Origin of the sequence: Mycobacterium sp. 2-64 (assembly GCF_035918375.1) — a bacterium.
GTDB classification, from domain to species: domain Bacteria; phylum Actinomycetota; class Actinomycetes; order Mycobacteriales; family Mycobacteriaceae; genus Mycobacterium; species Mycobacterium intracellulare.
Genome location: NZ_CP142361.1, coordinates 3228884 through 3246381 on the forward strand (window position 1 = coordinate 3228884; position 17498 = coordinate 3246381).

14 protein-coding genes, 1 tRNA gene and 1 pseudogene are annotated in these 17498 nt (G+C 68.8%); 5 read left to right on the forward strand and 11 right to left on the reverse strand.

The genetic code is table 11. From position 1 onward, the window contains the following. Positions 1 to 7: 7 nt before the first annotated feature. From QGN31_RS15110 to QGN31_RS15150, 9 genes are all read right to left on the reverse strand, one after another. Positions 8 to 241, reverse strand: coding sequence for an MbtH family protein (locus tag QGN31_RS15110; protein ID WP_008256233.1), 234 nt, complete (start codon positions 239 to 241; stop codon positions 8 to 10). 486 nt (positions 242 to 727) lie between these two features. After that, entirely contained in the window at positions 728 to 3343 is a 2616-nt protein-coding gene (locus tag QGN31_RS15115; RefSeq protein ID WP_014941815.1) for a helix-turn-helix transcriptional regulator, read from the reverse strand. A gap of 480 nt (positions 3344 to 3823) precedes the next feature. Further along, positions 3824 to 6481: a helix-turn-helix transcriptional regulator gene (locus QGN31_RS15120; protein ID WP_014941814.1), complete on the reverse strand. Its 2658-nt coding sequence runs from the start codon at positions 6479 to 6481 to the stop codon at positions 3824 to 3826. Between the two features lie 549 nt (positions 6482 to 7030). Further along, positions 7031 to 8266 (reverse strand): cysteine--1-D-myo-inosityl 2-amino-2-deoxy-alpha-D-glucopyranoside ligase, encoded by a 1236-nt coding sequence (gene mshC / locus QGN31_RS15125; RefSeq protein WP_008256229.1) that lies wholly within the window; start codon positions 8264 to 8266, stop codon positions 7031 to 7033. Positions 8267 to 8429: 163 nt separating this feature from the next. Continuing rightward, positions 8430 to 9197 (reverse strand): 3'(2'),5'-bisphosphate nucleotidase CysQ, encoded by a 768-nt coding sequence (locus QGN31_RS15130; protein WP_085976493.1) that lies wholly within the window; start codon positions 9195 to 9197, stop codon positions 8430 to 8432. Positions 9198 to 9272: 75 nt separating this feature from the next. Next, a complete protein-coding gene (locus QGN31_RS15135) occupies positions 9273 to 10088 on the reverse strand; it encodes an SCO1664 family protein (protein ID WP_263646723.1) in 816 nt (271 codons plus the stop codon). Continuing rightward, positions 10072 to 10659 (reverse strand): DUF3090 domain-containing protein, encoded by a 588-nt coding sequence (locus QGN31_RS15140; RefSeq protein ID WP_008256222.1) that lies wholly within the window; start codon positions 10657 to 10659, stop codon positions 10072 to 10074. Before QGN31_RS15140 ends, QGN31_RS15135 begins: the two co-directional genes overlap by 17 nt. Before the next feature lie 61 nt (positions 10660 to 10720). Next, positions 10721 to 11473 (reverse strand): histidine phosphatase family protein, encoded by a 753-nt coding sequence (locus QGN31_RS15145; protein ID WP_043954796.1) that lies wholly within the window; start codon positions 11471 to 11473, stop codon positions 10721 to 10723. Between the two features lie 74 nt (positions 11474 to 11547). Then, on the reverse strand, positions 11548 to 11850 hold the full coding sequence (locus QGN31_RS15150) for a hypothetical protein (RefSeq protein ID WP_008256218.1): 303 nt from the start codon (positions 11848 to 11850) through the stop codon (positions 11548 to 11550). 136 nt (positions 11851 to 11986) lie between these two features. Here QGN31_RS15150 and QGN31_RS15155 point away from each other — a divergent pair, with 136 nt between their 5' ends. From QGN31_RS15155 to QGN31_RS15165, 3 genes are read left to right on the forward strand one after another with little or no spacing between them, the layout of a single operon-like run. Next, positions 11987 to 13027: a YncE family protein gene (locus QGN31_RS15155; RefSeq protein WP_233425333.1), complete on the forward strand. Its 1041-nt coding sequence runs from the start codon at positions 11987 to 11989 to the stop codon at positions 13025 to 13027. Next, on the forward strand, positions 13024 to 13293 hold the full coding sequence (locus tag QGN31_RS15160; RefSeq protein ID WP_008256210.1) for a DUF5703 family protein: 270 nt from the start codon (positions 13024 to 13026) through the stop codon (positions 13291 to 13293). The genes QGN31_RS15155 and QGN31_RS15160 overlap by 4 nt, the downstream gene beginning before the upstream one ends. 32 nt (positions 13294 to 13325) lie before the next feature. Then, positions 13326 to 14390 carry a quinone-dependent dihydroorotate dehydrogenase gene (locus tag QGN31_RS15165; RefSeq protein ID WP_162137764.1) on the forward strand — a complete coding sequence of 355 codons (1065 nt, stop codon included), beginning with the start codon at positions 13326 to 13328 and terminating at the stop codon, positions 14388 to 14390. 2 nt (positions 14391 to 14392) lie between these two features. Here QGN31_RS15165 and QGN31_RS15170 read toward each other — a convergent pair whose 3' ends face one another. Both QGN31_RS15170 and QGN31_RS15175 read right to left on the reverse strand, forming a co-directional pair. After that, positions 14393 to 14923: a YbhB/YbcL family Raf kinase inhibitor-like protein gene (locus tag QGN31_RS15170; protein WP_014380005.1), complete on the reverse strand. Its 531-nt coding sequence runs from the start codon at positions 14921 to 14923 to the stop codon at positions 14393 to 14395. Between the two features lie 36 nt (positions 14924 to 14959). Beyond that, complete coding sequence (locus QGN31_RS15175) at positions 14960 to 16333, reverse strand: M20/M25/M40 family metallo-hydrolase (protein ID WP_373307895.1); 1374 nt, start codon at positions 16331 to 16333, stop codon at positions 14960 to 14962. A 112-nt stretch (positions 16334 to 16445) separates the two neighbouring features. Between QGN31_RS15175 and QGN31_RS15180 the strand changes: the two genes are divergently transcribed. After that, positions 16446 to 16531 (forward strand) — tRNA-Leu (locus tag QGN31_RS15180). A gap of 282 nt (positions 16532 to 16813) precedes the next feature. Then, a pseudogene (locus tag QGN31_RS15185) lies at positions 16814 to 17497 on the forward strand (phosphoribosyltransferase); the annotation flags it as partial. Position 17498 lies beyond the last annotated feature (1 nt).

The following is a 17498-nucleotide window of genomic DNA, read 5'->3' on the forward strand; positions in this document are numbered from 1 at the left end:
TTGCCGTCTACCTGTCAGAAGCCTGGCGCGCTGCCGCCAGCCTGTTCCGCAGCGTCTTCGGCCGGATATCGGGCCAGTTCTGTTCGATGTACTCCAGGCACGCGGCGCGATCCGCTTCGCCATAAACCGTCTGCCAGCCGGCCGGAATATCGGCGAACGCAGGCCATAGGCTGTGCTGCTCTTCGTCGTTGATCAAGACGAAAAAGCTGCAAGTGTCGTCGTCGAACGGATTGGTACTCACCGGGCCTCCAAACGTCGTTGTCGCATGGGTCGCGCACTTCACTGCACGTGCTGTTTTGGACCGGGCGCCAGGGGGCTTGACCCAGCATCGGTCTCGACATGACCGGGAGCGTATGGGTTTCAATCCTGTTGTCGGCCTTATCAAGCCGGGTAGCGTAGTCCGGACGCGCACATAGAGTGGTGAGCGCGATTTGCGAGAGTGACCGTTGGTAGCGTCAGGCAGAGTTCGCCGAGAATTCGCGTGGTAGCGCGGATTTGATTCTGCTGCAGCGTGTTTCGCGATATTGCTGCCTTTGTTGTTCGGCGAAGACGCGGGCGCCGGCCTGTGTTGACGGCCGCAGGGAGAGACAGAGGGGCGTGCCGCAGACGACGGGCTACGGCTCCCCCGCGGCGATGGACCCGCAAATGCGGCAGCCGGGCCGGGAAAGGTCGGCTTGAGCGGCCAGCGCGGCCTGTTCGATGGCCATCCGCCGGCGCGGAACCGTCGTCATGACGTGCTCGAATCGTCGTCGTGCGTCGCGGACCAATCCAGGTTCAGTAGCTGAACGAGCTGGTCGCGATTGTTGACGCCGAGTTTGGTGAAAAGCCGGTACAGGTGCCCCTCGACGGTGCGCACCGAAATAACCAGCCGGTCGGCGATCTGACGATTGGACAATCCGGCCGCGACCAGCAGCACGATCTGACGTTCACGCCCACTGAACGGAAGGGGGCGCGCCGCGGCCTCGAGCGCCGGTGTACGCACGCCGCACTGGCCCGCCAAAGCATGGGCCCAGCTCGACGACTCGACCTCCTTGCGCCGCTCGCCGCGCCGGGCATGCTCGCCGGCCGCCTGGGCCGACGCGTCGGCGGCAAAAGCCAACGCACCGAGATCGGCGAATTTGTGCGCGGCGACATCGAGCAGATCACCGTCGTGCTGCGCCAGACCGCGGGCTTGGTCAGCGACCGCCTGCGCCGATGGAGAGCCCAGCATTCGGGCGAGCTCATCCACCCGGGTGGCCTGTGACCGGTCCCCGAAGCGAACGGCGGCATGGCGCGCCCGCATCTCCGCCACGTGCATCCCGGCCGCTCGCGCGATCTGCGCCGCCTGCATCGCATGCGATTGGGCGGCCGTCGTGTCGCCGGCGGCTGCCCGCTCCCAGGCCCGGGCCAGCTCGAGTTCGGGCAAAAACACCCCGACGTGGGGTCCATACGTTTCCTCCGCACGCCGTAACGCCGCGACGGCCGCCGCGCCGTCGCCCCGCGCCCCCTCGGCCTGGGCCAGCAGGGCAGCCACCACCAGTAGCCACGGCGACGGAAAGCCTTGGGACAGCTGCGAAATGGACCGGTCAAGTGTGGCGCACGCCGACGACAGCTCGCCGCGGCTCACCTGCACGAGCCCGAGCATGGCGTCAACCATGGCCTTCGCCGCGGGGAGACCGGTGGCCAGCGCGGCGTAGCGCCTATGGATTCGGTCGGCCGCCGGGTAGTCGCCGGCCGCGGTCGCGACCATGACCTCGGCCATTCCGATGGCGAATCGCTGCGCGCCCGCCCTGCAGAGTGCCGTCGCGCGCACACCGGCAGCGGCGATGCGGCTGACTTCGGAAAAGCGCCCGGCCGCCATCAAGGCGCCGCATGTCGCGACGGCCGCCCACACGGTCGCCATCGGCACTACGTCGGCCTCGCACAGACGCGGCCCGAGCTCGATCGTCGTCTCAATGTCGCCGCAGAAGAACCCGATTGATATCTCCAGCGCGGCGAGCAGCTGGAGGGCGCCCTCGGCCACGAGGCGCTGCCTCGCCTCGGCCACTACGCGCGTCGCGGTTTCGGCGTCACCGCAACCCCACGCCAAGTTGGCGGCGCGCAGGCAGCCCCACCGCGCGATCAGCCAGTCGTCGGCGTCACTGAGGTCGACGTCCAGCAGAATGGATTCGGCCTCCTCGCCGCGCCCCTGCCAACTCACCGCCTCGGCAAGCACCAGAGCGGCCGGCAGGCCACCACCGCGTTCGACCGCGAACTTGGCCAGTTCCTCACCAAGCGCCACGTTCGACATCGCCAGTGCGCTGGCCGCCGCATCGATGACCACCTCTAGGTCGGGCTCCAGGTCGCTGCGCAACATGAACTGAGCCAACCGGATTCGGCCTCGCGGATCGGCGAAGTGCGAGCGCCGCCCGCCCGCCCTCAGGTGCCTCCGAAGGGTTTTCGCCAGGATGCCGTTGAGCTGCCGCGAGCGCACTATCCCCGCGTGGCGGGTGGCCGCTTCACCGAGCATGGGGTGATTGAGTTGCGCCAGGGTGTGGGTTCCGTCGGCGACCAACTGGATCAGACCACGACGCTCGAGGTTTGCCATCGCGTCGGCATCGCAGATGTCGCGCAGGATCTCCCACTCCAACACCTCGGCGGTGGCCAAGACCTCGACCACCTCCAACTCCTCTGGAGTCAGCGACTGCAACCGGAATTCCAAAGCGTCGCGCAGTTCGCGATCCGCCCGCAGCGGGCCTTGTAGTTGCCAGCCATGCTCGGCGTGAACCAAGGTCCCGCTTTCGCGGCCGGCCGTCAGAAAGCCCCGCAGTAGCAACGGGTTGCCGGCGCTGCGCTCGAACAACTCGTCGACCAGTCGCGGGTCGACCGGACCACCCAGAACCGTGCCGGCCAATAGCTCGGTCTGCTCGCGCGTAAACGGGTCGATGTGAACGGTCAACAACAGGCGCTCTTTCAGCAACACCGTCAACGCGTCCAGCACCGGCTCACCGGATCGGATCGTCACGATCAACCGCGCGCCGCCGCCGGCCGCAAGCTGATTGACCAAGGTGGCCGACAGCGGATCGAGCAGCTGCGCGTCGTCGACCACCACCACCAGGTTCTTGTCCTGGCTCAGGGTGTTATGGGCGGCGGCCAGCATGATTGCCGGTTCATGCCCCACCCCGAGGCTCACCGCGCGCGAAAAGGCGCCCAGCGGCACGGCCCAGCCCGTTTGGGTGCCCAGTGCAAATCGCACCGTGCGCCCGGCCGACTCCACCGTCTTCGCGAGCATGCGCGCCAAGGTCGACTTGCCCACGCCACTGTCGCCGATCAGCGCCACACCGTGGAAGTCCCCGTTGTTCAGCGCGGCCAGCGACCGGCGCAACTCCGCATCGCGTCCGACGATGGGCCACGTCGACCCATTTGCCCTCTGTGTCAAACGATGTATCTCCCCGCTCCCCCAAGCCGGCGACGTCGCGGCCAGACTGCTGCTGGTCCGTGACGGGCGCGAGCCAGTGCCGTTGTCGTCCACCGGACGACGCCCTGGGCCGCCGCTACACAAACCCGGACCGCGCGCCCGCCAGATAAAGCCTGAAGGCGTCCAACGAAGTCGAGGCCGGCGCCAACGGCTCCGATGCGCGTCGGTCCTCGACTATCGGCGACTCACACGGCGAGGCCGTCTCTGCGGGTACGGACGGGCCGACATCGTGATTAACGATCGCGACCGCGCGCTTGCGACTGCCACTCATGTGCCGGAGGGTATGGTCCCTCGAGCAGGCATCGCCGGAATCCGGATACAAGTCGAGTGGTGCGCGCCTGGAGATCGAGTGGCGGCCCGTCGAATCGATCGGTTGCCGACGAAGACTCAGCCGGTCCGCGGGTGATCGTGGCGCTCGTAACGCAGCGACTCGTCGCCGCGACGTGACAACTCGCTTCGCATGGACGGCTCCCTGCGCATCAGGCAGATGAGCTGCTCGCGAGTGTTGATCCCGAGTTTGGCGAAAAGCCGATACAGGTGTCCCTCCACCGTGCGCACCGAGATGACCAACTGGTCGGCGATCTGCCGGTTGGATAAACCGGCCGCGACCAGCATGACGATCTGGCGCTCACGGCCGCTGAAGGGAAGTGGGCGTGCCGCGCTCTCGACCGCCGGTGTGTGCAACTCGCAATGGCTCGCCAAAGCGTGCGCCCGGGTCGACGACTCAAATTTCTTGCCGCGATCGCCTCGGCGGCCATGCTCGCCCGCCGCCTGCGCCCACGCGTCCGCGGCAAGCGCCAATGCGCCGAGATCAGCGAACCGACCCGCAGCGGCATCGAGCAGGGCACCGTCGTGTTTCGCCAGAGCGCAGGCATGGTCGGCGACCGCCGCGGCCAACGGGGTGTTCAGGATACGAGCGAGTTTCTCCAGCGGCGTGGCCTGCGAAGGATCGCCGAAGCGCACGGCCGTGTGGCGTGCCCGCATCTCCACCGCATGCATCTTGGCCGCTCGCGCGATCTGCGCCGCTTGCGTCGCGTGCGCTTGGGCGGCCGACGTGTCACCGGCAGCTGCCCGTTCCCAGGCCCGGGCGAGCTCGAGTTCGGGCAGGAACACCGCGACATGCGGTCCGTAGTTTTTCTCCGCTCGCCGCAGCGCCGCGGCGGCCGCCGCACTGTCGCCCCGCGCCCCCTCGGCCTGGGCATGGAGGGCGGCCACCACGATCAGCCACGGCGACGGAAACCCCTGGGCGAATACCGCAGTGGCATTGGTGAATACAGCGCACGCTGACGCCAGCTCACCGCGGGCTACCTGCACCAGCCCGAGCATCGCGTCGACCATGGCCTCCGCGGCAAGAAGGCCGGCGGCCATCGCGGCGTAACGCTCGTAGATCTGCTCCGCCGCCCGATAGTCGCCGGCGGCCGTCGCCGCCATGACCTCGGCCATGCCGATGTTGAATCGATGCGGTCCCAATCCGCACAGCTCGGCCGCGCGCGCCCCGATGGCCGCCAAGCGGGGAACCTCGGAAAACCGCCCGGCTCCCGCCAACGCACAACATGTCGGGAAAACCGCCCACACGGTCGCCATCGGCAGTGCATCGGATTGGCATAGGCCCGGCCCGAGTTCGATCGTCGTCTCTACGTCGCCACGGAAGTACGCCATGGAGACCTCCAGCCCGTTGATGAGGCGGAGGCACAACTCGGACGAGACAAGCTTTTTCACGTCATCGAGTACCTGGGTGGCGGATTCGACGTCCCCGCAACCCCAGTACAAGTTGGCAGCGCGCAAGCAGCCCCACCGCGCGATCAGCCACTCGTCGCCGCCGTCGGGCTCGGCGTCGACGAGCACGGCGTCGGCCTCCTCGCCGCGCCCCTGCCAGCTCACCGCCTCGGCGAGCACCAGAGCGGCCGGCAGACCGCCGCCGCGATCGACCGCGAACCTCGCCAACTCCTCGCCCAACCCCACATTCGACATCGCCATCGCGTCCATCCCCGCCTTGATGACCATCTCCAGGTCGGGCTGTAGATCGCTTCGCATCATGAACTGGGCCAGCCGAATTCGTCCCTGTGGGCCGGGCAACCCCGGCAGCCGGCTCCCTGCCCGGTGCTGCTTTTGAAGGGCTCGCGCCAATTCGCCGTTGAGTTCCCGGATGCGCACCATCCCGGCGTGGCGGGTCGCCGCTTCACCAAGCATCGGGTTGTTCAACTGCGCCAGAGCGTGGGATCCGTCGGCGACCAACTGGATTAGACCACGACGCTCCAGGTTCGCCATCGCGTCGGCATCGCAGATCTCCCGCAGGACCTCCCACCCCAGCACCTCGCCGGTGGCCAAGATCTCCACGACCTCCAGCTCCGCTGGGGTCAGCGAGCGCAGCTGAAACTCCAGAACGTCGTAAAGTTCGCGATCTGCGCGCAGCGGGCCTTGGAGTTGCCAGCCGTGTTCGCCCTGAACCAGGGCCCCATTTTCGCGGCCGGCGGTCAGAAATCCGCGTAGGAGCAACAGGTTTCCCGCACTGCGCTCCGACAACTCGTCGACCAAGCGTGGGTCGACCGGACCACCCAGAACCGCACAGGCCAATAGCTCGGTTTGCTCGCGCGTGAACGGATCGATGTGAACGGTCAGCAACAGGCGCTCTTTCAACAATGCGGTCACCGCGTCCAAGACCGAATCGCCGGACCGGATGGTCACGATCAACTTCGCGCTGCGGCCGGCCGCAAGCTGATTGACGAAGGTGGCCGACAGCGGATCGAGCAGCTGCGCGTCGTCGACCACCACCACCAGGTTCTTGTCCTGGCTCAAGGTGTGATGCGCGGCGGCCAGCATGATCGCCGGCTCGTGTGCCACCCCAAGGCTCACCGCGCGAGAAAACGCACCCAACGGCACAGCACGACCCGTTTGAGTGCCCAGCGCAAATCGCACCGTGCGCCCCGCCGACTCCACCGTCTTGGCCAGCATCCGCGCCAGCGTCGACTTGCCCACGCCACTGTCGCCGACCAACGCGACGCCTTGGAACTCGCCGTTACTGAGCGCCCCCAGCGATCGTCGCAACTCGACATCGCGCCCAACTACAGGCCACGCTGACCCCTTACCCCCGTGCATCTGAAGCCCTACTTAATTCAAGGGCGCAGTGCGCGTATTTCGTGCATACATATCAGGCAGCTTCCGTGGGTTCGGTCGTAACTCTCCATCGGGGCCGGCACGGCCCAGCGGTAGCCGCCACACGTTGTTTGTGCCGCCGACTACGATCGCGACTTGCCGGTCAGCCTCGCCGTCTGCCCGATATCCACCGAGCTGACCCGCTCCTCGTACGCGCGGGACCTCACCCCTCTAGAACCAGTATTACTTGAAATATACTCGGGTAGGCCGCGGACAGCAAATTATTTTCTACCCCTCAATTCACACATATGTAAATTAAATATGCTGATTGTACAGCTGTTTCATAAGTTTGCCGGGGCACCGGCCGAGGCCCCCTCAGCAAACTCATAGGAACGGCTTGAATCGGCTCAAGCGCCGTCCGCGGATGCATGACTTTCGCGTCGACTCCGCTAGAGGTTGCAGAACGTGCGAGCGGTTTTCCTCGCGATAGGTTTACCGCGACTACAGGGCCACGCCCAGGAGCGCATCGACCGCGGTCGCCACCAAGCGGGGCGCCTCGGCGTCGTGGCCACCGTACTCGAGCGCATCGGTTGACCAACCATCAAGCGCCGCAAGCGCTTTGGGCGTGTCGAGGTCGTCGGCCAGATATTGGCGCACCCGCGCGATCACGTCGGCGGCGTCGGGGCCGGTCGGGAGCGCGGTCGCGGTGCGCCAGCGCTGCAGCCGGGCGACGGCCTCGTCGAGCACCTGCTGGCTCCAGTACCGGTCGCCGCGGTAGTGGCCGGCCAGCAGGCCCAGCCGGATGGCCGCCGCCTCGACGCCTTGGGCGCGCAGCGTCGACACCAGCACCAGGTTGCCGCGGCTCTTGGACATCTTGTGCCCGTCCCAGCCGATCATCCCGGCGTGCACGTAGTGGCGCGCGAATCGCCTTTCGCCGCGGACACATTCGGCGTGCGCGGCGGTGAATTCGTGGTGCGGAAAGATCAGGTCGCTGCCCCCGCCCTGAATGTCCAGGCCGCTGCCGATGCGGCTGAGGGCGATCGCCGCGCACTCGACGTGCCAGCCGGGCCGTCCGTCGCCGAACGGCGAGGGCCAGCTGGGCTCCCCGGGCCGCGCCGCCCGCCATAGCAGGGCGTCGAGCTGATCGGTCTTGCCGGGCCGCTGCGGGTCGCCGCCGCGCTCGGAGAACAAGCGCAGCATGGTTTCTCGGTCATAGCCCGACTCGTAGCCGAACTGGGGCGTGGCGTCGGCGCGGTAGTAGATGTCGGGGTATTCGCCCTCGACGACGTAGGCCGCCCCGGACGCCAGCATCTTCTCGACCAGCTCGACGACCTCGGCGATCGCCTCGGTCGCCCCGACGTACTCGCGGGGTGCCAGCATGCGCAGCGCGGTCATGTCCTCACGGAACAGCGACACCTCGCGCTGCGCCAGCTCCCGCCAGTCGATGCCGTCGCGCTCGGCGCGCTCCAGCAGAGGGTCGTCGACGTCGGTGACGTTCTGGACGTAGTGGACGTCGTGGCCGAGATCCAGCCATTGGCGGTAGATGAGATCGAACGCCAGATAGGTTGCGGCGTGGCCCAGGTGGGTCGCGTCGTACGGGGTGATGCCGCAGACGTACATCGTGGCGGTCGACCCGGACGCCACGGGGCGCACCTGCCGGTCAGAGGTGTCATACAGCCGAAGCTCCGGGCCGCGCCCCGCCAATACGGGGACCTGTGGGGAAGACCACGACTGCATGGCAATCAGCCTAAGCGCGTCGACGATGCGGCCCGCGCAGTGGGCCGCGGAGGAGCCGCGCAATCAGCCCCAGCGCGTCGACGATGCGGCCCGCGCAGTGGGCCGCGGAGGAGGCGCGCAATCAGCACAGCGCGTCGACGAAGCTGCCCGGAATCGCCCACCCTTAGCGCCAGGCGTCGCGGATGGCTCCCAGCAGGATCGGGGCCAGCTCGGCGCGGCACATGACGAAGTCGGGCAGGTACGGGTCGAGCTGGTTGTAGCGCATCGGCGATCCGTCGAGCCGCGAGGCGTGCATCCCGGCGGCCATCACCACCCCGGCCGGGGCGGCCGAGTCCCACTCCCACTGGCCGCCGGCGTGCACGTAGGCGTCGACGTCGCCGTCGATGATGGCCATCGCCTTGGCGCCCGCCGAGCCGATCGCGACCGGCTGAATGGGCAGCGTCTGCCGCATCCGGTGCAGGACCGCCGGGGGCCGGGTGGCGCTGACGGCGATGCGGATGGTGTCGGTGACGCCGGCGCGGGCGGCGCCGGCCGTCACGGTGTCGCTGCGGTAGACGATGTTGCCGCGCGCGGGCAATGACACCGCCGCGTCGGTGATCTCGCGTTGGCCATCGCTGGGTCGCTGCCACAGCGCGATGTGGACCGCCCAGTCGTCGCGGCCCGGCGTGGAGAACTCGCGGGTGCCGTCCAGCGGGTCGATGATCCACACCCGGTCGTGCTGCAGCCGGGACAGGTCGTCGTAGGCCTCCTCGCTGAGCACCGCGTCGCCGGGCCGCTCGACGCGCAGCCGCCGCAGGATCAGGTCGTTCGCCAGGCTGTCACCCGCGTCGCCCAGCGCCCAGGGATAGCCGAACCCGACCTCGTCGCGGACCTTTAGCAACAACTCCCCCGCTTCGGCGGCGAGATCGGCGGCCAGCGCGGCATCGGTCATCTCGTCCGACTCGTCGTCGGGGGCATGGCTCACCGGTTCAGTATCGCCGACGCCGTGCCGCGCTTGCGATCACCGCTAGAAAGCCGGCCACGGGATCGGGCGATGCCGGTTGGGTCCCGGCATCACCGGATTGTCCAGCAGCGCGTGCGCGCGCATGCGCAGCGCGGCGATCTCCGCGGACGTGATGTGCTCGGCCAGTTCGTCGCCGAACGAGCCGGTGAGGGCCTCGGCGAGGCCGGCGACGGCCTTACACGTCTGACTGTCGATCGGCTTGCCGGCCCACCCCCACAGCACGGTCCGCAGCTTGTCCTCCACGTGCAGGCACACACCGTGGTCGACCCCGAAGATGTGGCCGTCGAGGTCGCGCAGGACGTGGCCGCCCTTGCGGTCGGCGTTGTTGACCAGCACGTCGAACACCGCCATCCGCCACAGGCGAATGTCGTCGGCGTGCATCAACACGACCTCGTCGCCGGCGTAGTCGTAGGCGCGCAGCACCGGCAGGTAGCCGGGCTGGGCCTTGCCCGCGGGAAACAGGTCGACCAGATCCGGGCCCGGCCGCGGCTCGGTGTCCACCGTGTCGCCGGGTTGCTGCACCCACTGCTGCAACATGCCCGGGCCCGCCGGCCCGTGGCGAATGATCGTGTAGGGCACGATGTTCCAGCCCAACTGCGCCGACACCAGGTATGCGGCCCGCTCGCGGCCGGCCAGCGTTCCGTCGGGAAAGTCCCATAGCGGCGCCTCGCCGGCGACCGGCTTGTAGACGCAGTGCACCGCGCGCTCGTCGAGCGTCGATTCGCACAGGAAGGTGGCGTTGCTGGCCGAGCGGATCCGTCCGATGACCGTCAGCTCGCCGTTGCGCAACACCTCATGGTCGTCACACCTCGGGGTCATCGTCAGACCCGAGAAGCGCATTGCGCCGATAGCCGTTGGCGCGCGCGCAGATATGTCCCTCCGGGTCCAACGGTTCGTCGCACAGCGGGCACGGCGGACGCCCGGCCGAGATCACCCGGTTGGAGCGGCTGGCGAACTGCCGCGCCGACTCCGGCGTCAGGAACACCCGCACCGCGTCGGGACCCTCCTCGGTGTCGTCGAGCACCACCGACGCATCGAACTCGGCGTCGGTGACGGCCAGCAGCTCGACCACCACGGTCTGGGCCTCCGAATCCCAGCCCAGACCCATGGTCCCGACCCGGAACTCGGCGTCCACGGGCGTGATCAACGGCTTGAGGTCCTCGACCTCGGCGGGCTCGGGCGGAACCGGCGTGCCGAACCGGCGATTCACCTCGAGCAACAGCGCGCCGATGCGTTCGGCCAGTACGGCAACCTGCTGCTTTTCCAGGATCACCGAGACCACGCGCGCGTCGTGCACCGCCTGGATGTAGAACGTGCGATTTCCGGGCTGGCCAACGGTCCCGGCCACGAAGCGGTCGGGGGTGCGGAAGACGTGAATTGCGCGGGACATGGCACCTCCAAAATACCGGCTGTTGCCGTCGCCGTGCGATCCGATAGTGGTGGCAGTCGAATTAATCCGTCGAACCGCCGACCACGGCGTCGCTGGACGGGACTCCGCCGGCCGGTGGTGCCTGCGCCTCGCCGTTGGACTGCCCGTCGGTTTCCGCCTTTGCGTCTTCCTTCGGCGGCGGTCCGGCCCGCAGTGCGGCGGACAGCCGCGCGCCGGTGTGGTTGACGTGCAACACAAACGGGCGCAGTTCGGTGTACCGGATCACACTGACCGACGCCGGGTCGGCGGTGACGCGCTGGAACCCGTCCAGGTGCATGCCGTACGCGTCGGCAATGACCGCCTTGATGACATCACCGTGAGTGCAAGCGACCCACAGCCCGTCGCCACCGTGCTCCGAGGCCAGCCGGCGGTCGTGCTCGCGGACGGCGGCCACCGCCCGGGCCTGCACCTGCGCCAGGCCCTCGCCGCCGGGAAAGACCGCCGCGCTGGGATGGGCCTGCACGACCTTCCACAACGGCTCGCTCACCAGCTCGGCGATCTTGCGGCCCGTCCATTCCCCGTAGTCCACTTCGGCGAGGCGGTCTTCGACGAGCGGCGCGAGACACAGCGCGTCGGCCAGTGGCTCGAGGGTGCGACGGCAGCGCAACAGCGGCGAGGTGATCAACTCGCGGATCGGCAGATCACCGATCCGGTCGATCAGCGCGGCGGCTTGCTCGCGGCCCTTGTCGTCGAGGTCGACGCCCTCCGAACGACCGGCGAGGATGCCGGCGGTGTTCGAACTGGATCGGCCGTGTCGCAGCAGAATGACGGTCATGTCGACCACGACGCTACCCGGTAGGAGGCCCCGAGACCGCAGCTGAGTGGCCCGACGCCGGCGACCCGGGCGCCCTAGCGGGAAACCGGCTCCGCGTGCGCCACGGAGTCGCGCACCGCAGCGCTCAGGCTGCGCTCGTCGGTGAGGTCGATATCGACCAGGCTGCGGACTGCGGTGGCGACCACCTCGTCGGCCTGCGGAACGGGCCCGGCCAGGCGTGGCCGGTAAACTTCCACGACAAGTGATCGGTTCTCGATGTGGAACGAGAAACTTCGCCCATCACCGACTTGTCCGTATCCGCTAGCGAAAATACCTGTCGACATGTCTTCGACAGCAAACTCTTTCTGCGTCATATGACGGTCAGCGGTGACGGCCATGAGCCGACGATACCTCGCCGGTCCGGCCAGACGCGGGCAGCATGGCCCTGTGGGACCGACCTCGTTCCTTAGAATTTGTGTTCCACCGCCGCACCACGAGGGAAAGCACTTGCTGTCACAACCATGGCGCCACAAGCTGGCAGCTCAAGGCGGTGTGTTGAGCCTCGCGGTTTTGCTCGGTGCGACGGTCGGTTGCTCGTCGAATCCGCTCGCCGGCGCGCCGCGCACCATCGAACCCGCGGCGGCGGCCGTGTCGCCGCCGGCGTCGCAGTCGCCGGCCGGCGCGGTGCGGCCGCTGCCCGCCCATGCCGCCGCGGCGGTGTTCGATGCCGGCACCCGCCGGCTGGCGGTCCTGGCGCCGGGCAGCGACCCGGCAGCGCCGGGCAGCCTCACCGTTTTCGGTGACGCGCAGGCCCCGCCGCGCGTCGTCGACCTGCCGGGGCCGGCCAGCGCGTTGACCGACGACGGCCAGGGCACCGCCTATCTGGCCGCGCGCGGCGGCTACTTCGCGGTCGACCTGTCCACCGGCCACACGGCGCAGGTGAGCGTGAGCGACGCGGCCCAGACCGAGTTCACCGCGGTGGCGCGACGCGCCGACGGCCGGCTCGTGTTGGGCAGCGCCGACGGCGCCGTCTACACCCTCGCCTCCCCCAAGCCGGGCGCGGTGAGCGCCGCGAGCGTCGCCAGTCGCAACAAGGTCTTCGCGCGCGTCGATTGTCTTGTCACACAAGGCGATACGACGGTGGTGCTGGATCGCGGGCAGACGTCGGTGACGACGATCGACGCCGACGGCCACGTCCAGCAGGCCCTGCGTGCCGGCCGGGGCGCCACCACCATGGCCGCCGACGCGCTGGGCCGCGTTCTGGTCGCCGACACCCGCGGCGGTCAGCTGCTGGTCTACGGCGTGGACCCGCTGATCCTGCGGCAGGCCTACCCGGTGTCGCAGGCGCCCTACGGCCTGGCGGGTTCCCGCGCGTTAGCCTGGGTTTCGCAGACCGTTTCCAATATCGTCATTGGTTACGACCTGTCCACCGGAATCCCCGTCGAAAAGGTGCGCTACCCGACCGTGCAGCAACCCAACTCACTGGCCTTCGACGAAGCGTCGGACACCTTGTACGTGGTGTCGGGATCCGGTGCGGGAGTTCAGGTCATCGATCACGCGGCGGGTAGGCGTTGACCGCGGCGCGGCACAGCCGCCTGCCCGCGGGCTGGGACACCGAGATGTCCGACGAATACGAATGGGTGCCGCTGCGCCTACCCCCGGAAGTGACCCGGGTCAGCGCGTCGACCCGATTGTCCATCGAGGCCGAATACCGCGGCTGGGAGTTGACCAGGGTGCGGCTCTACAACGACGGCAGCAGACGAGTGTTGTTGCGCCGCAAGAAGTCTCGCCTGGACGGTACCGGTTACGAGGGGCGGCGGCCCGACCAGCCGCAACTGTGACACCGCACCGGCCACGCGCGGGCGGCCACCGGCTGTACGGCCTGCTGCGGCAGCTGTTTTTCGTGATCCCGCCCGAGCGCATTCACACGCTGGTCTTCGGCTTCCTGCGCGGCGTCACGGCCGTCGCCTGGGCGCGCCGGGCCTTGCGCCGGTTGCTGGCCCCGACCGATCCGGCGCTGGCCAGCACCGTGTTCGGGGTGTGTTTCCCGGGTCCGCTGGGCCTGGCGGCCGGCTTCGACAAGGACGGACTGGGCGTACTCACCTGGGGCGCGCTGGGTTTCGGGCATGCCGAGGTCGGAACCGTCACCGCCCACCCGCAGGCCGGCAACCCGGCCCCCCGCATGTTCCGGCTGCCCGCCGACCGGGCCCTGCTCAACCGGATGGGCTTCAACAACCTCGGCGCCGGCGCGCTCGCGATGCGGCTCGCGCGCCAGCGGCCGGAGGTGCCGATCGGGGTCAACATCGGCAAGACGAAGGCAACGCCGGCCGATCAGGCAGTCGACGACTACCGGGCGAGCGCGCGGCTGGTGGGTCCGCTGGCCTCCTACCTGGTGGTCAACGTCAGCTCGCCGAACACCCCGGGGCTGCGCGACCTGCAGGCGGTCGAGTCGCTGCGGCCCATCCTGTCGGCCGTGCTCGCCGAGACGACCACACCGGTGCTGGTGAAGATCGCGCCGGACCTCTCCGATGCCGATGTGGACGCCATCGCGGACCTGGCGGTCGAGCTGGGCCTGGCCGGCATCGTCGCCACCAACACCACGATCTCGCGGCAGGGTTTGCGGACGCCCGGCGTCGACGAGCTGGGCGCTGGCGGCATCTCCGGGCCGCCGGTGGCGCGCCGCGCGGTCGAGGTCCTGCGCCGGCTCTACGGCCGGGTCGGCGACCGCCTGGTGTTGATCAGCGTCGGCGGCATCGAAAACGCCGACGACGCCTGGGAGCGGATCACCGCGGGCGCCTCGCTGCTGCAGGGCTACACCGGCTTCATCTACGGAGGAGGCTTGTGGGCCAAGCAGATTCACGACGGCGTCGCCCGGCGGCTGCACGACGGGGGGTTCGCCTCGCTTAGTGAGGCGGTCGGCGCGGCGGCTCGGGGCTGAGCCTACTTCTGTTCGTAGGTGGCGTGGATGACCGCGCGGGCGATGGCGTGCTGGAACAGGTTGAACCCGAGGAAGGCCGGGCTGGCGTCCTCGGGCAGATCCAGCTTGTCGGTGTCCACGGCGTGCACGGCGATGTAGTAGCGATGCGGGCCGTGCCCGGCCGGCGGCGCGGCGCCGAGGTAGCGGCGCAGCCCGGCGTCGTTGACCAGCGTGAGCGCGTCACCGGGCAGGTTGCTGCCGTCGCCGGCGCCCTCGGCCAGCTCGGTGACGTCGGCGGGCAGGTTCGCGACCGCCCAGTGCCAGAACCCGGAGGCCGTCGGCGCGTCGGGGTCATAGACGGTGACGGCGAAACTGCGGGTCCCTTCCGGGAATCCCGACCAGCTCAGCTGGGGGCTGACGTCCTCACCACCGGCGCCCATGATGCCGCTGACCTGGGGCTTGGCCAGGGGCTGACCGTCGGTGACCGATTGCGAGGTCAACGTGAACGTCGGCAGCTTGGGCAGCGATGCGTATGGGTCGGGCGCAGTGCTCATGGCGGTCCTCTCGGGTGATCGGCTTGCGTTCGTCAACTAGCAGTGGGTCAGGAAGTGGGTCAGCACGTCGGTGCCGAACCGCAACGCGTCGATGGGTACCCGTTCATCGACGCCGTGGAACAGCGCGGTGAAATCCAGGTCCGGCGGCAACCGCAGCGGGCTGAAGCCGAAACAGCGAATACCCAAGCGCGCGAAGGATTTCGCGTCGGTACCACCGGAGAGCATATACGGCACGGTGCGGGCGTCCGGGTCGAGCGCCAGCACGGCGGCGTTCATCGCGTCGACGAGGTCACCGTCGAAGCTGGTCTCATAGGACGAGAAGTCCTTGATCCATTCGCGGGTCACGTCCGGGCCGAGCAGCTCGTCGATCTCGGCCTCGAACGCCTCCTTGCGACCGGGCAGGATCCGGCAGTCCACCACCGCCTCGGCGATCGCCGGGACGACGTTGGCCTTGTACCCGGCCTTGAGCATCGTGGGGTTGGCGGTGTCGTGCAGCACGGCCTTGAGCATGCGGGCCATCGGACCCAGCTTCTCGACCGCTCCCCGCAGGTCGCCCGACTCGGTGTCGAAGGTCAGCCCGGTTTCCTCGCTGACGGCCGCGAGGAACTGCGCGACGGTGTCGGTCAGCACCAGCGGAAACTGGTGCCGGCCCAGCCGGGCGACGGCCTCGGAGACGGCCGTGACGGCGTTCTGGTCGTGCACCATCGACCCGTGACCGGCGGGGCCACGGGCGGTGAGCCGCATCCACGACAGCCCCTTTTCGGCCGTCTCGATCAGGTAGAGCCGACGTTCTCCCCCGTCGCGGCGCGGCACGGTCAGCGAGAACCCGCCCACCTCGCCGATCGCCTCGGTGACCCCGTCGAACAGATCCGGCCGGTTGTCGACCAGCCACTGCGCCCCGAAGGTGCCGCCGTGCTCTTCGTCGGCGATGAACGCGAAGACCAGGTCACGCGGGGGGACGATGCCGGCCCGCTTCAACTGCCGGGCCACCACGATCATCATCCCGACCATGTCCTTCATGTCGATCGCCCCGCGGCCCCAGACAAAGCCGTCTTTGACCGCGCCGGAGAACGGGTGCACGCTCCACTCGGTGGGCTCGGCCGGCACCACGTCGAGGTGCCCGTGGATGAGCAGGCCACCACGCGAGGGGTCGGCGCCGGGCAGGCGGACGAAGACGTTGCCGCGGCCGGGGGCGCCGGATTCGACATACTGGGGGGCGTAGCCGACCTCGGCGAGCTGCTCGGCGACCCATTGGGCGCACTCGGCCTCGCCCTTGGTGGTCTCGGGTTCGCCGGTGTTGGTGGTGTCGAACCGGATCAGCTTGCTGACCACCTCGACGACGTCGTCACTCGGGTTGGTCGGCTCCTCGGTCGCCCCGCTCTGAATGGTCACAACCCCCTTTCCTACCATTGCCGCGGCCGGACGGCCCGATGCCGAGCATCGCGGCGTCACGAGGAGTCGGATTGGGTTCGCGGCAGGCAATCCGATAGCCTTAGCTGCCAACCCATGCTGGTTTGGCCTTGTCCGAGTGGCGGAATGGCAGACGCGCTAGCTTGAGGTGCTAGTGCCCTACTAATGGGCGTGGGGGTTCAAGTCCCCCCTCGGACACACGACTGAGCCGAATGGAATGAATGCTCGCATTCATTCCTGAGGCGATGGAGTGTGTTGAGCGGCGAAGCCGCGATCACACCCGAGCCGATGGACCATGTTGAGCGGCGAAGCCGCGATCACACCCGAGCCGATGGACCATGTTGAGCGGCGAAGCCGCGATCACACCGATACTGCGCCGCCGGCCAAATCCAATCGCCTTCCCGCGCAACCGTATTGCGCTTGCGCCGGCCGTCCCACCGGGCATGCACCGCCGAAGTGAGCTTTCCCACGTAGGCTGGTATACGACCAATGAATCGACCGAACGGCTTTCTCCGGCGAACGGCGACGCGCAACTTCCGTGACCGCCGCGAGGCCGGTCGCGCGCTGGCCGAGGAACTGACGTCCTACCGTGGGCGCGACGTGCTGGTGTTCGGGCTGGCGCGCGGCGGCGTGCCGGTGGCCTGGGAGATCGCCGCGGCCCTGGGCGCCCCCTTGGACGTGTTCCTGGTGCGCAAGCTCGGGGTGCCGAACTGGTCGGAGCTGGCGATGGGCGCCTTGGCCAGCGGTGGCGGCCTGGTGATGAACGACGACGTCGTGGCCAGCTTGCGCGTCACCGATGAGCAGGTGCGCGAGGTGATCGACAGCGAGACCACCGAACTGCTCCGGCGCGAGCACGCCTACCGGGGCGGCCGGCCGATCGCCGACCCGCGCGACCGGGTCGTGATCCTGGCCGACGACGGGATCGCCACCGGCGCCAGCATGTTGGCCGCCGTGCGAGCGGTGCGCGCCGCGGGGCCGGAATCAATCACCGTCGCGGTCCCGGTGGGGCCGGAGTCCGCCTGCCGCGACCTGGCGCGGGAGGCCGATGACGTGGTGTGCGCGACGATGCCGCCCGGATTCGAAGCCGTCGGGCAGGTCTACGACGATTTTCATCAGGTCAGCGACGACGAGGTGCGCGAACTGCTCGCCACGCCGACGGCCTGAG